General features: G+C 65.9%; 10 protein-coding genes. 8 read left to right on the top strand and 2 right to left on the bottom strand.

The window, feature by feature from the left end; all coding sequences use genetic code 11:
• Window positions 1-25: 25 nt before the first annotated feature.
• From APH25_RS16475 to APH25_RS16450, 6 genes are all read left to right on the top strand, one after another.
• Entirely contained in the window at window positions 26-1,645 is a 1,620-nt protein-coding gene (locus tag APH25_RS16475; RefSeq protein WP_060482655.1) for an ABC transporter substrate-binding protein, read from the top strand.
• On the top strand, window positions 1,642-2,592 hold the full coding sequence (locus tag APH25_RS16470) for an ABC transporter permease (protein WP_060482654.1): 951 nt from the start codon (window positions 1,642-1,644) through the stop codon (window positions 2,590-2,592). The genes APH25_RS16475 and APH25_RS16470 overlap by 4 nt, the downstream gene beginning before the upstream one ends.
• Before the next feature lies 1 nt (window position 2,593).
• On the top strand, window positions 2,594-3,523 hold the full coding sequence (locus APH25_RS16465; protein ID WP_060482653.1) for an ABC transporter permease: 930 nt from the start codon (window positions 2,594-2,596) through the stop codon (window positions 3,521-3,523).
• Window positions 3,520-5,136, top strand: coding sequence for an ABC transporter ATP-binding protein (locus APH25_RS16460; protein ID WP_060482652.1), 1,617 nt, complete (start codon window positions 3,520-3,522; stop codon window positions 5,134-5,136). Before APH25_RS16465 ends, APH25_RS16460 begins: the two co-directional genes overlap by 4 nt.
• Window positions 5,137-5,229: 93 nt before the next feature.
• Window positions 5,230-6,330: an LLM class flavin-dependent oxidoreductase gene (locus tag APH25_RS16455; RefSeq protein WP_060482651.1), complete on the top strand. Its 1,101-nt coding sequence runs from the start codon at window positions 5,230-5,232 to the stop codon at window positions 6,328-6,330.
• 174 nt (window positions 6,331-6,504) lie between these two features.
• Window positions 6,505-8,979 (top strand): TonB-dependent siderophore receptor, encoded by a 2,475-nt coding sequence (locus APH25_RS16450; RefSeq protein WP_060482736.1) that lies wholly within the window; start codon window positions 6,505-6,507, stop codon window positions 8,977-8,979.
• Window positions 8,980-9,025: 46 nt separating this feature from the next.
• Here APH25_RS16450 and APH25_RS16445 read toward each other — a convergent pair whose 3' ends face one another.
• Both APH25_RS16445 and APH25_RS16440 read right to left on the bottom strand, forming a co-directional pair.
• Window positions 9,026-10,345 (bottom strand): LLM class flavin-dependent oxidoreductase, encoded by a 1,320-nt coding sequence (locus tag APH25_RS16445; RefSeq protein WP_060482650.1) that lies wholly within the window; start codon window positions 10,343-10,345, stop codon window positions 9,026-9,028.
• A 29-nt stretch (window positions 10,346-10,374) separates the two neighbouring features.
• Window positions 10,375-11,328, bottom strand: coding sequence for an ABC transporter substrate-binding protein (locus tag APH25_RS16440; protein ID WP_060482649.1), 954 nt, complete (start codon window positions 11,326-11,328; stop codon window positions 10,375-10,377).
• Window positions 11,329-11,572: 244 nt separating this feature from the next.
• On the opposite strand from APH25_RS16440, the gene APH25_RS16435 reads away from it, so the two are divergent.
• Complete coding sequence (locus APH25_RS16435) at window positions 11,573-12,181, top strand: cysteine dioxygenase (protein WP_060482648.1); 609 nt, start codon at window positions 11,573-11,575, stop codon at window positions 12,179-12,181.
• A complete protein-coding gene (locus APH25_RS16430) occupies window positions 12,178-13,761 on the top strand; it encodes a rhodanese homology domain-containing protein (protein ID WP_060482647.1) in 1,584 nt (527 codons plus the stop codon). The genes APH25_RS16435 and APH25_RS16430 overlap by 4 nt, the downstream gene beginning before the upstream one ends.
• Window positions 13,762-13,823: the final 62 nt, after the last annotated feature.

Genomic DNA, 13,823 nt, shown 5'->3' with positions numbered 1-13,823 from the left:
TGCCCTGCCACTGAAGGATCACCCCATGCCCACCCTGCACCGCCTGTTCGCCATCGGTTCACTGGCCCTGGCCCTGGCTGCCTGCTCGCCCACTGACAATGCAGCCGCCGACAAAACCCTGCGTATTGCTTTCTGGGGTGACAACACCACCCTGGTCAGCGTCGACCCGTTCCAGGTTTACTGGCTGGAGCACCGCGTGCTGCTGCGCAACGTGGTGGAATCGCTCACCGACCAAGACCCGGACAGCGGTCGCATCATCCCCTGGCTGGCCCAGCGTTGGGAGGTTTCGGCAGATGCCTTGAACTACACCTTCCACCTGCGCCAGGACGTGACTTTCAGCAATGGCGAGCGCTTTGATGCCCACGCCGTCAAGACCGCCTTCGACAGCAACAAGGCCTTCGCCACCCAGTTGCCTGCCACCTTCGGCGCCACCTACCTGGCAGGCTATGACCACGCCGAGGTGCTCGACGACTTCACCGTGCGGCTGGTGTTGTCCAAGCCCAACGCAGGCTTTTTGCAGGCCACCTCCACCACCAACCTGGCGGTGCTGGCGCCGGCCTCCTATCGGCTTACAGCGCAAGAGCGCTCGTTGGGCAAGATCATCGGCACCGGGCCGTTCGTGCTCGACCACTACACCCCTGAAGTGGGTGCCCGCCTGACACGGCGCGCCGACTACGCCTGGGCGTCGGCCAACGTGCAGAACAAGGGCCCGGCGCACGTGGAGGCAGTGGACATCAGCTACATCCCCGAAGAAAGCGTGCGCAACGGCCTGTTCCTGCAGGGCAAGGCCGACATCCTGTGGCCACGCAACCCATTCTCCGAGGTAGACCTCAACCTGCTGCAAAGCAAGGGCGCCACCATCCAGAGCCGCTCGCTGCCTGGCCCTGCCCTGAACCTGTACCCCAACACCCGCAACGGCCGGCTGCTGGGCGACCGCCAGGTGCGCCTGGCACTGCAGAAGGCCATCGACCGCACCAGCTACGCCCATACCGTCTACAACACTGCCTTCCCTGTGGTGACTGGCGTGTACGACGTTACCACCCCCTTCTTCAAGCCCCAGGCCGAAAAACTGGCCTACGACCCCAAAGCGGCGGAACAGCTGCTTGACGCCGCAGGCTGGCACAAGGGCGACGACGGCTACCGGCACAAGAACGGCCAGCGCCTGACCTTGCGCTACAACCTCACCCCGGCTGAAAGCGCAGGCGACGTGCTGGTGCAGGACCAGTTGCGCAAAGTGGGCATCGACCTGCGGCTGAACGTGCTGACCCGTGCTGAATGGGTGGCGGGCAATGCCTCGGGCAACTACGACCTGACCTCCACCTACATGACCCGCGCCGACCCCATCATCCTGCAGACCATTCTGGACCCCAGGGCGGCCAACAGCGCCACCCTGGCCACCAACACCTACGCGCCGGCCACCCTGGCCAAAGCCCAGGCGCTGTTCGACACCGGCATCACCGCCACTGCCGAACCGCAGCGGGCGCATGCCTATGGCCAGCTGCAGGACCTGCTGGTTGATGAAGCCTCTGCATTCCCCCTCTACGAACGCGTGTGGCAAGCCGCTACCGCAGCACGTGTGAAAGACTTCCGCTGGACCGCCGAAGGCTTCGCGCTGCTCAGCGACATCCAGGTGGCCCAGCCATGAAGGGCTACCTGGCAGGCCGCCTGGCCCAGGCCGTACTGGTGCTGTGGGGGGCGTACACCCTCACCTACTTCATCCTCTACCTGCTGCCAGGCGACACCCTGGCAATCATGCTCAGTGCATCGGGCATGGAAGCCGACGGCCTGTCGGCCCAGGAACTGGCGCAGGCACGGGCGTTCTACGGGCTGGACAAGGGGGTGTTCGAGCAGTACTTCGCCCTGCTGTGGGGGGCGCTGCAGGGCGACCTTGGCCAGTCGCTGTCGCTGGGGCGGCCGGTCACCGCGCTGCTGGCTGAACGCCTGCCGCAGACCCTGGCGCTGGCCGGCACCGCCATCGGGCTCTCCCTGCTGGCCGGGGTCGGCCTGGCCTACCTCACGGCTTATGTGCAATGGCGGCCGCTGAAGGCTGCACTGGCGCGCCTGCCGTCGCTGGGGTTCTCCGTGCCAGTGTTCTGGATGGGCCTGCTGTTGATCCAGGTGTTCGCCTTCGGCCTGGGCTGGTTCCCGGCCACCGGCAGCCAGGGCACGGCCAGCCTTGTGCTGCCGGCCATCACCCTCGCCATTCCCAGCGCAGCCGTGTATGTCCAGGTACTACAGCGCGGCTTCCAGGGGGTATGGCAGGAGCCTTACATCGCCACCGCATTCGCCAAGGGCTTGAGCCGCGCCCAGGTGCAGGCACGCCATGGCCTGCGCAACGCCGCGCTGCCGCTGCTCACGCTGGTGGGCCTGCAGGTGGGCAATACGGTGTCGGGCGCTGTGCTGGTCGAAACCATCTTCTCGCGCAATGGCGTAGGCCGGCTGGCCCAGGAAGCGGTGCTGCGCCAGGACATTCCGGTGGTGCTGGCAATCGTCGCGGTATCGGCCGCCGCCTTCGTGGTGGTGAACCTGATCGTGGACCTGCTGTACCCGTATCTGGACCCGCGCATCACCCACACTGCCAAGGTAAGCTGACATGACCGTCGACATCCCCCTGCCCCCCATCGAAGCCGTGCCCGCTACACAGGGTCGCACCCGCCACGCCGGACGGGCCGCTACGCCGTGGCAGCGCCGTACGCGGCTGCAACGCGCCGTGCAGGCCCTGGCGCCTTTGCTGCGCAAACCTGGGTTCAGCCTGGCCCTGCTGGTGGTGCTGTTTGCGCTGCTCGCTGCACTGGCGCCACAGGTGCTGACCGGTTTCGACCCATACGCCACTTCGCCGGCCGACAAGCTGGTCGCACCCAACGCTGTCCACTGGTTTGGTACTGACGAACTGGGCCGCGACCTGTACACCCGGGTGGTATACGGCGCACGCCTGTCCATATTGGCTGCGCTGCTGGCGGTGGCCATTGCGCTGGTCGGTGGCCTGGGCCTGGGCGTGCTGGCGGGGTTCGCCGGGGGGCGCACCGATGCGCTGCTGATGCGCCTGGTGGACGTGTTGCTGGCGCTGCCCGGCCTGTTGCTGGCACTGGCCATCGTCACCGCCATCGGTTTTGGCACAGTGCCGGTAGCAGTGGCCGTTGGCGTCGGCATCCTGCCGGGCTTTGCCCGCACCACACGCGGCGAAGTGCTGCGCATCAAGACCCTTCCCTATGTAGAGGCAGCACGGCTGGGGGGTGCCAGTTGGGTGCGCACGCTGTGGCGCCACGTGCTGCCCAATGCCTGGGGGCCCGTAGCAGTGCTCGCAACGCTGGACTTCGGTGCAGCCATCCTGGCCACCGCCGGGCTCAGCTTCCTGGGTTTTGGCGCCGCGCCGCCGGCTGCTGAATGGGGCACGCTGATCGCCAATGGCCGGCACTTCCTCATCACAGCGCCGTGGGTATCCCTGCTGCCAGGGCTGTTTGTGGTGGCGGTGGTCTTCAGCCTCAACCACCTGGCGCGCAGCGCCGAGGAGCACGCACGATGAGCCGCCCACCCTTGATAGAAGTGCGTGACCTGGCCGTGAGCTACCGCGTGGCCGGTGAGCGTGTAAAGGCGTTGAAACAGGTGACGTTCAGCCTGGCACCTGGCGAGACACTGGCCATCGTTGGCGAGTCCGGCTCGGGCAAGTCCACCCTGGCCAACGCCTTGCTGGGGTTGCTGCCGGGCAATGCCCGTGTCGACCAGGGCCAGGTGTGGGTGGAGGGGGTCGACGTGGCCCACGCCAGCGAGCGTACCTGGCGCACATTGCGCGGGCGCACCGTCGGCCTGGTGCCGCAAGATCCGATGGTCAGCCTCAACCCTACCCTGCGCATTGGCCGGCAGGTCGCCGAGGCGCTGGTGCTGGCCCGGGGCCGACGCTACCGGGGCGTGGACGCCGACGTGCAGGCCCTGTTGGCCCAGGTAGGCCTGGACGCCCCCGCCTTGCGCGCCAGGCAGTACCCGCATGAGCTGTCTGGCGGTATGCGCCAGCGGGTGCTGATTGCCATCGCCCTGGCCGGGGAACCACGCCTGATCATTGCTGACGAGCCCACCAGCGCCCTGGATGTGACCGTGCAACGGCGCATTCTCGATCACTTGCAGCAGCTGACGGCTGAACGGGGTATCGCACTGCTGATCATCACCCACGACCTTGGCATGGCCTGTGACCGCGCAGACCGCCTGCTGGTGATGAAACAGGGTGAACCGGTGGAGCTGGCCACGCCCCGGCAGGTGCTATGGGGCGCCCAACAGCCCTACACACGTGCCCTGCTCAACGCCGCTCCGGCTTTCGTCCCACGGCGCCGGCCCCGCGCCCAACCGGACCAGCCGTTGCTGCGCCTGCACAACGTGGGCAAACAGTTCGCACTGCCTGCACCCACGGGCACATTCACCGCGCTGCAGGGCCTGAGCCTGAGCCTGCATGCCGGGCAAACCCTGGCCATCGTTGGCGAATCGGGCTCCGGGAAAAGCACGGCGCTGCGTATCGCCCTTGGCCTGGAACTCCCCAGCACAGGGCACGTGGAGTATTCAGGTGTGGATGTGAGCGGCTACAGCTGGCGGCAGTTCCGCCCCCTGCGCCGGCGCGTTCAGCTGGTGCAACAGAACCCGTTCGCCGCCCTCGACCCGCGCTTCACGGTGTACGACAGCATCGTCGAGCCGCTGGTCGCCTTTGGCCTGCTCAAAGGCCCGGCACTGGAGCACAAGGCCGTCGAGCTGATTCGCCGGGTTGGCCTGCCCGAGCAGTTCCTGGACCGCTTGCCGCGCGAGCTGTCCGGCGGCCAGCGCCAACGGGTGGCCATCGCCCGTGCACTGGCCCTGGCCCCCGAGGTGCTGTTGCTGGACGAGCCGGTCAGTGCCCTGGACGTGTCGGTGCAGGCGCAGATTCTTGCACTGCTTGACGACCTGCAACGCGAGTTGAAGGTGGCGTATGTGCTGGTCTCCCACGACCTGGCCGTGGTCGCCAGCATGGCCGACCAGGTACTGGTGCTACGCCACGGCCAGGTGGTTGAACAAGGGCCGGCAGCCCAGGTACTGGGCCACCCGGGGCACCCCTATACCCAAGCCCTGGTTGCAGCGATACCCGGGCATTCACGCAGCGTACTGCCCGTGGCGGTCTGACCCCCAGGCAGTGGCCGCCACACCGAGCACTCACCTCATGCGCTGCAGTGGAGCACGCATGAGTTTCCCATCCGTAACGCAGGAGCACTTTGCATGAGCCTCGAATTCATCGGCCTGATCGGCCCACAGGAAAGCAGCGAATCCCAGGCACCCCGTGGCCCGGTGGTGGACCTGGCGTTCATCAAGGCCTTCGCCCAAGCCCAAGAGTATGCAGGCTTTGACAAGGCACTGCTGGCGGTGAGCACCAGCGCGCCCGACTCCCTGATCCTGGCCAGCTACGTGGCAGCCGTCACCGAGCGCATCGGCCTGTTGGTGGCGCACCGCCCCGGTTTTCAGGCGCCAACCTTCGCCGCCCGCCAGTTCGCTACCCTCGACCAGCTCAGCCGCGGCCGGGCCGCTATCAACGTCATTACCGGTGGCGACAGTGGTGACCTGCAGCGCGATGGCGACTTCCTCGACAAGGATGCCCGCTATGCCCGCACTGACGAGTACCTGGACGTGCTGCGCAACACCTGGACCCAACAGCAACCGTTCGACCACACCGGTACCCATTACCGGGTGGAGGACAACCTCACGCTGGTGAAACCGGTTGGCCAGTTGCCCGTGTACTTTTCCGGCGCGTCGGACGCGGCCGTGGAAGTGGCCGCCAAACATGCCGACGTCTACATGATGTGGGGTGAACCGCTGGAACAGGTGCGCGAGCGCATTGCCCAGGTACGCAAGGCGGCGGCCCGCTACGGCCGGGAAAACCACATCCGCTTCAGCCTGTCGTTGCGGCCGATCCTGGGGGCCACCGAAGAAGAAGCCTGGGCCCGTGCCGAGCAGATTCTGGCCGATGCCCAGAACGTCATCGGCATCCGCCAGGGCAACCGCCGCGAAAAGAACTTCGGCCGCAGCAACATCGGCTCCGAACGCCTGGTGCAGTTGGCCAGCCAACGCAAGGTGCATGACACCCGCCTGTGGACTGAGATTGCCGCCCTCGGCGGCGGCGCTGGCAACTCCACGTCGCTGGTAGGTACGGCCGAGCAGGTGGCCGAGGCAGCCCTGGCCTATTACGACCTGGGCGTGACCACCTTCCTGTTCCGCGGGTTCGAGCAATTGCGCGATGCCGTGGACTATGGCCAACACCTGATCCCGCGCATCCGTGCGCTGGTGGCACAACGGGAAGCCAGCCTGGGCACCCGCAGCGCCTGAAACGGCGCAACCCCGTGGTAGGCCAGCCCAGCCCCGCAGGAACGGCGCCGTTCCTGTAGGGCTGGCGGACGCCGCAAAAAGGCCGACAACGGCCCCCTGAACACTGCAAACCTTGAATCGCCAGGCCCATGAGGCGCCTGGCGCCTACCCCCCTGCGTGCTTTTCGAGGACATGATGCCTAAACCCCCTTTCATCGCCTTGCCGCTGGCCTGCCTGCTTGCGCCCCTGGCCAATGCCGAGCCTGCCCCCGAGGACCCACGCCTGGATACCGTCACGGTGATCTCAACCGGCATGCGCGGCAACCAGCGCACCGTGGCCGACAGTCCCGCCCCCATCGACGTCATCAGCAGCGAGCAACTGCTGCGCACCGGCCGCGCCGAGCTGTCGGAGGCCATCGCCAGGCTGCTGCCGTCGTTCAACTTCGGTACCAACATCGCCGGCTTCCAGTCCGGTGTGCGGCCCTTGAGCAATCGCAGCCTGGGCCCGGCGTACACCCTGGTACTGGTCAACGGCAAGCGGCGTCACAACAGCGCCGTACCGGCCAGCGGCTCGACCGACAACAGCGGGGCCAATGCCGTCGATATCGACATGATCCCGGTGAGCGCGGTGTCGCACATCGAGGTGCTGAAAGACAGCGCTGCAGCCCAGTACGGCTCCGATGCCGTGGCCGGGGTGATCAACATCATCCTCAAGAACACCAGCAGCGGCGGCCATTACGAAAGCAGTTACGGCCAGCTGTACAGTGGCCAGGGCGAAACCCTCAAGCTGGCCGGCGACCAAGGCTTCGTGTTGGGTGATGGTGGCTTCCTGCACTTGTCGGGCGAGGCGCGCAAGCGAGGTACCGCCAGCTGGATCGACAAGGCAGCGCCCGGTTACCGCGCCTATTTCGAAGATGACCGCCAGGCCACCTGGGACCGCCGCGCCGTGAAGAACGGCGACCCCGACCTGCGCGCCTTCAACCTGGGCTACAACGCCGAACTGCCCCTGAGCGATGACCTGAAGCTCTACTCGTTCGCCACCTATGCAGAACGCAAGCTTGAGGCCTACAACAACTACCGTCTGCCCAACAGCAATGCGTCCATCCCCGAGCTGTTCCCTGACGGCTACTACCCGCTCAACAATATCAAGGACACCGACTACCAGTGGCTGCTCGGGGCAAAAGGGGCTGCCGGCAACTGGGACTGGGACCTGTCCACCAGCTACGGGCGCAACAAGAACCAGCAGTCCAGCGACCTCACCATCAACCCCACTTACGGCCCCGCCTCGCCCACGTCCTTCGACGACCTGGCCACCCTGCAATTCGACCAGTGGGTCAACAACCTCGACATCACCCGCGCGTTCGACAGTGTGTTCGGGCTGGCCGTACCCACCCGCGTATCGGCTGGCCTGGAACATCGCTGGGAGCGTTTTCGCACGTTCGCCGGCGACCCGCTGGCCTACAGCGTGGGGCCCTACACCTACCCGGCAACGCTGGCCGATGGCAGGCCGAACCCGCTGTATGCACTGGCCAGGGGCCAGACCGCAGTGGGTGCCCAGGCAGCGCTGACCATTCGCCCGGAAGACGAAGCGGACGTCAAACGCAACAACTACGCGGCCTACCTCGACCTGGGATTCGACCTGTCACCGCGCTGGTACCTGGGCACGGCAGCGCGGTTCGAGCACTATGACGACGAGTCGGGCAACACGGCCAGCTTCAAGCTCAATTCACGCTACGCCCTCACCGACACGCTGGCCGTGCGCGGCACATTGGGTAGCGGCTTTCGGGCCCCTTCACTGACCCAGTCGGGCTACACCGTCAGCGACAACCGCACCGCGCTGGATGCCGATGGCAATGTGGTGCCCGCGCTGCGGCGCACCGTAGCCCCGGGCAGCGCCGCAGCGCAGGCCTTCGGCGGTGGCACCCTGGACCCGGAAAAGTCGCGCAACGCAGGCCTGGGCATTACCTGGCAGCCGGCACGCCGCACTAGCGTGACCCTGGATACCTACCTGATCGACATCGATGACCGCATTCTGCTTACCGAAAACCTCTACGACCGCGCCGGCGGTGCAGGCGCAGTGGGCGACATCCTTGCATCACTCGGCCTGGCCCGCACCACCTGGATCAACTACTACACCAACGCGTTCGACACCCGTACCCGCGGGCTGGACCTGGTGGCCGACCACACCAGCGAGTTCGGTGCCTTGGGCGATGTTCGCTGGACCCTGGGCTTCAACTGGAACAAGACCACCGTGCGCGGTACCCGTGGCACGCCACAAGCGCTGGCGGATGCGGGCATTCAGGTAGTCGGGCATGGCCGTGAGGGCGACCTGGTGGCGGCCTCGCCGAAAACCAAGTGGGTACTGGGGGGGCAATGGCTGCTGGGCAACTTCACCGGCACCTTGCAGACCACCCGCTACGGCAAGGTAGAGACCTGGCAGCAGAACGCAGCGCAGGACCGCAGCTTCGGCGCCAAATGGATCACCGACCTGGACCTGTCCTATCTGGTGTTCGACAGCCTGACCCTGAGCCTGGGCGGCACCAACATCTTCAACGTGCGGCCTGACAAGAATGGGGTCTACAACCCCAACGGCAACCAGGCCGCCTATGGCAACCCACCCTTCCATCCCGGCGGCGGCTACTGGTACACCAAGCTGGCCTACGACTTCTAAGGCAGGTGCTGAAATGGTTGAAGGCCGCATTGCGGCCTTCAGTGCACTAGCGGCTGAAGCGCGGAATGCTCAACCCAAGGCTTTCGCGCAGCGTGGTGCCCTCATAAGCAGTGCGGTAGACGCCCCGCTCCTGCAACAGCGGCACGACCTCTTCGGTGAAGCGGCGGAACTGCTCCGGGTGGCCAATGTAGATATTGAAGCCGTCCAGGGCTCGCGCTTCGAACCAGTGCGCCATCTTCGCCGCCACGGTCTGGGCCGAGCCCACAAAGGCCCCGGGGCGCAACTGGCGCCCGAACTCGATGGCCTGGCGCAGGGTGAACCCCTTGTCCCGTGCCTGGTCGGCGATGCGCTTGGCGTTGGTGAAGAAGCTGCTGCGCGCATGCTCCAGGCTTTGCTGGGGGAAGGGAGCGTCGAGGTCGTACTGGGTGAAATCATGCCAACCGAAGTTACGGCCAAACTCTTTCAAGGCCAGGTCGAAACTGTGGTCGGCCTGGTGGTAATGGCGCTCGATCTCACGGGCGTGCTCATCGCTGTCACCCACGTAGATTTCTGCGCCCGGCAGCACCAGTAATTGGTCCGGGTCGCGCCCCAGGCGTGCCGCGCGCCCCTTGATGTCACGGTAGAACGCCTGGCCCTGTTCGATGCTGGCAGCATGGGTAAACACCACATCGGCGGTGGCAGCCCCCAGGTCACGCCCCTGTTCCGAGTCCCCTGCCTGGAAGATCACCGGTTGCCCTTGGGGCGAGCGCTGGATGTTGAGCGGGCCGACAACCGAAAAGTGCGCCCCCTGATGATTCAAGGCGTGCAGCTTCGAGGGGTCGAGAAACCGCCCGCTGGCCCGGTCGCGGGGGAACGCGCCTTCCTCGTACGACTGCCATAACCCCTGCACCACCTGCACGTGCTCCTGGGCGCGCGCATAGCGGGTGTCGTAGTCGTAATGCTCATCCAGGCCATAGTTGCCAGCCGTTCCGGCATCACCACTGGTGACCACGTTCCAGCCGGCGCGCCCTTTGCTGATCAGGTCCAGCGAAGCCAGCCGGCGGGCAACGTTGTACGGCGCGTTGTATGAGGTGGTCAACGTGCCTACCAGGCCGATGTGGCGGGTGCTTACCGCCAGGGCCGAGAGCAGTGTCAGGGGCTCCAGGCGGTTGAGGTAGTGCGAGGGCGAGCCGGGGGTGATGTACTGGCTGTCGACGATGAAGACCAGGTCGAACAGCGCGGCCTCGGCTTGCCGGGCTATTTCGATGTACCAATCGATGTTGACGCTGGCGTCGGTGGGCAGCGCCGGGTCCAGCCACAGGTTGTGCCGGCCGGGGCCACCGCAGCCCATGGTCAGGGCGCCAAGCTTGATCTGTCGTTTGCTCATGGGAATCCTTGCAAGGGGTGATGACCGGTTCAATGGTTGCTGGCCTGGGGCTGGCCGATCGCTGCCGTGAACGAGGTGTCGAACAGGGTTGCTGCGGGGTAGGCCTTGATCAGGCGGAGCCCGGCGAAGAAGTCCACGGTGGTCTGTGCGTCTGCGATCACCTGCGGGTCGAGCGGGGCCAGGTCGGTACGTGCGCGGGCGAACCAGGCGCGGGCAATATCTGCGTCGGCACGGGTGCGTTTGGCCCAATCATCGGCATAGGCCTCGGTGTTGGCCGGGTTGCCGAGGGCCCAGTCACGGGCTTTTTTCAGGCGCTGCAGGAAGTCGGCGATCTGTGGGCGCTTGTGCTCGATCGCCTTGCTGTTGGCCACCACGAAGCTCTGCGCCGGGATGACCCCTTCGGCTGTGGCCAGCACCCGTGCGCCATGGCGCTCCTGCTGGGTGACGTAGGGCTCCCACGTGGCGATCACGTCTACGGAGCCGCCATCCAGGGCATGGGAGGCATCCAGCGCACTGAGGTAACGCAGTTCCAGCGCATCGCGCGGTACGCCCGCTTTGTCCAGGGCGCTGAACAGTAATTGCTGGCTCCATGAGCCTTTCCAGATGGCCGCGCGCTTGCCGCGCAGGTCCTGCAGGCTGTGAATGGCCGAGTCCTTGCGCGCCAGTATGGCCACCCCTTCGAGGTTCTGCCGGCTGACTGCGATCACCTTGATCGGCGCACCCAGGGCCCCCAGGAACAGCGGCGGCGCATCGCCCAGCAGGCCGACGTCCAGGCTGCCCACGTTTAGGGCTTCGGCGACCGGGGAGCCCGCCGTGAACTGCTTCCACTCCAGGGTATAGGGCAGGTCGTCGAGCACGCCTGCGGCTTCCATCACCGCGCGGGCGTTGTAGCTCTGATCGCCTACTACCAGGGTCTGGGCAGCAGCGGCAACGCTCAGGGAAGACGCCAACAGGGTGGCGGCCAATCGCTTGAAATAACGCACGTACGTCTCCAGGGCCCATCAGGGCCTGTAAGGCGATCCGCGCGTGCGGTCTCGTCAGGGTGAATGATCAAGCCAGGTGGCAGCGCCACGCTTGATCGAACAGGGCATTGTGGGGGGATTTGAAAGCATGCAAGGCCATCTGTAAATGCATTATTTGCATATTAGCTTATGAATATTTTGCATTTTGATTATAGATAGACCGTTTGCTAGGGTTTACCCAACCTTACGCCGATGAGCCCCTGTCATGAGCCACCCTTTGCGCACGGAACGCCTGCGCCACTTCATCGACAGCCTAGCCGGGCTGTTGGACCGGCAACCGGATGAAGCCACCCTGCTGCGGCATGCCCAGCCCCTGTTGGCCGATCTTGTCAGCCACGACGACTGGCTGCCAGACGACCTCGCCAGGCCTGACCCGCAGCGCTACCAGCAATACCTGCTGCACTGCGATTCACGCCAGCGCTTCTCTGTGGTGAGCTTTGTGTGGGGCCCGGGCCAGCGTACGCCGGTGCACGATCACCGTGTGTGGGGCCTGATCGGCATGCTGCGCGGTGCCGAGGACTCGCAAGGTTTCGTCCGCGACCCGGCAGGCGGGCTGCGCCCTGATGGCCCCGCCATACGCCTGTCGCCCGGGCAGGTGGAGGCAGTATCGCCCCAGGTGGGGGACATCCATCAGGTCAGCAATGCCTACACCGACCAGGTGTCCGTCAGTATCCATGTCTACGGGGCCAACATCGGCGCCGTCCGACGTGCCGTGTATAGCGAGGACGGTACCGAAAAGCCGTTCATTTCCGGTTACTCCAACCTTCACCTGCCCAATATCTGGGACCTGTCCAAAGAGAACCTTGCCCCATGAGCGCCGTCACTACCCGCCAATACGCTGACATTCGCCGGGCCTTGCTGGCACGGCAGGAACTGGCCCTGCTGGACGTGCGCGAAGAAGACCCGTTCGCCCAGGCGCACCCACTGTTCGCCGCCAACATCCCGTTGTCGAAACTGGAATTGGAGGTGCTGGCCCGCATCCCACGGCGCGATACCGCCATTACCGTGTATGACAACGGCGAGGGCCTGGCCCAACAGGCTGCCCGACGTTTACTGGACCTCGGTTACCGCGACGTGGCCACCCTTGCAGATGGCCTAAACGGCTGGCAGGCAGCAGGCGGCGAGCTGTTCCGCGACGTGAACGTACCCAGCAAGGCGTTTGGCGAGCTGGTCGAGAGCGTGCGCCATACCCCCTCGTTACCCGCTGAGCAGGTGCAGCAACTGCTGGTGCAAAACGCCAACGTGGTTGTGCTGGATGCGCGTCGCTTCGACGAGTACCAGACCATGAGCATACCAGGCGGCATCAGCGTACCGGGTGCCGAGCTGGTGCTGCGCGTGGCAGAACTGGCGCCAGACCCCGCCACCCAGGTGATCGTCAACTGTGCCGGCCGCACGCGCAGCATCATCGGCACCCAGTCCCTGGTCAACGCAGGCATCCCTAACCCGGTAGCGGCCCTGCGCAACGGCACCATCGGCTGGACCCTGGCAGGTCAGGCCCTGGCCCACGGCCAATCGCAACGTTTTGCCCAGGTGAGCGAAGGCACCCGCGCCCGCGCCGCACGCCAGGCCAGAGCAGTGGCTGACCGCGCCGGTGTACAGCGGCTTGGTCTTGACGGGCTGACACGCTGGCAAGGTGAGCTTGCCCGCACCACCTACCTGTTCGATGTGCGTACACCCGAGGAGTACAGCGCCGGCCACTTCCCTGGCAGCCGTTCGGTGCCGGGCGGCCAACTGGTGCAGGAAACCGACCATGTCGCCAGCGTGCGGGGTGCCCGCATCGTGCTGGTGGACGACGACGGTGTGCGCGCCAACATGAGCGCCTCGTGGCTGGCGCAAATGGGCTGGGAGGTCGCCGTATTGGACGGCTTGGGCCAGCAGCACTTCAGTGCCCAGGGCGACTGGCAGCCACCGCTGCCGGCCGTGCCCACCGTCGATGAAATCGATGTTCGGCAATTGGCCCAGTGGCTGGATGAAGACAGCACCGTGGTGCTGGACTTCACCACCAGCGCCAACTACGTTAATCGCCACATCCCTGGCGCCTGGTGGGCAATCCGTGCGCAACTGCCCGAAGTGCTCGAACGCACCCCGGCGGCCCAACGCTACGTGCTGACCTGCGGCAGCAGCCTGCTGGCACGCTTCGCCGCCCAGGACCTGCGAGCGCTGACCCGTGCACCGGTGCATGTGCTCACGGGCGGCACTGCTGCCTGGATCGCGGCCGGGAAGCCGCTGGAAACGGGGGAAGCCCGGCTGGCCGTGGCCCGTAGCGATCGGTACCGCCGCCCTTATGAGGGCACGGATAACCCCCGGGGGGCGATGCAGGGCTACCTTGATTGGGAGTTTGGGCTGGTGGCGCAGCTTGAGCGAGACGGGACGCATGGGTTCCGGGTGATTTAGGCTGGAGGGCGGTGGGGCTGGGGGGGTGTACATCGTTAGGTTTGCAGCGCCTTTGAGACCGA

Source organism: Pseudomonas sp. NBRC 111119 (genome assembly GCF_001320125.1).
Taxonomy (GTDB): Bacteria; Pseudomonadota; Gammaproteobacteria; order Pseudomonadales; family Pseudomonadaceae; genus Aquipseudomonas; species Aquipseudomonas parafulva.
Note: the sequence above shows the minus strand (reverse complement) of the source record. Positions and strands in the feature narration are given on the sequence as shown.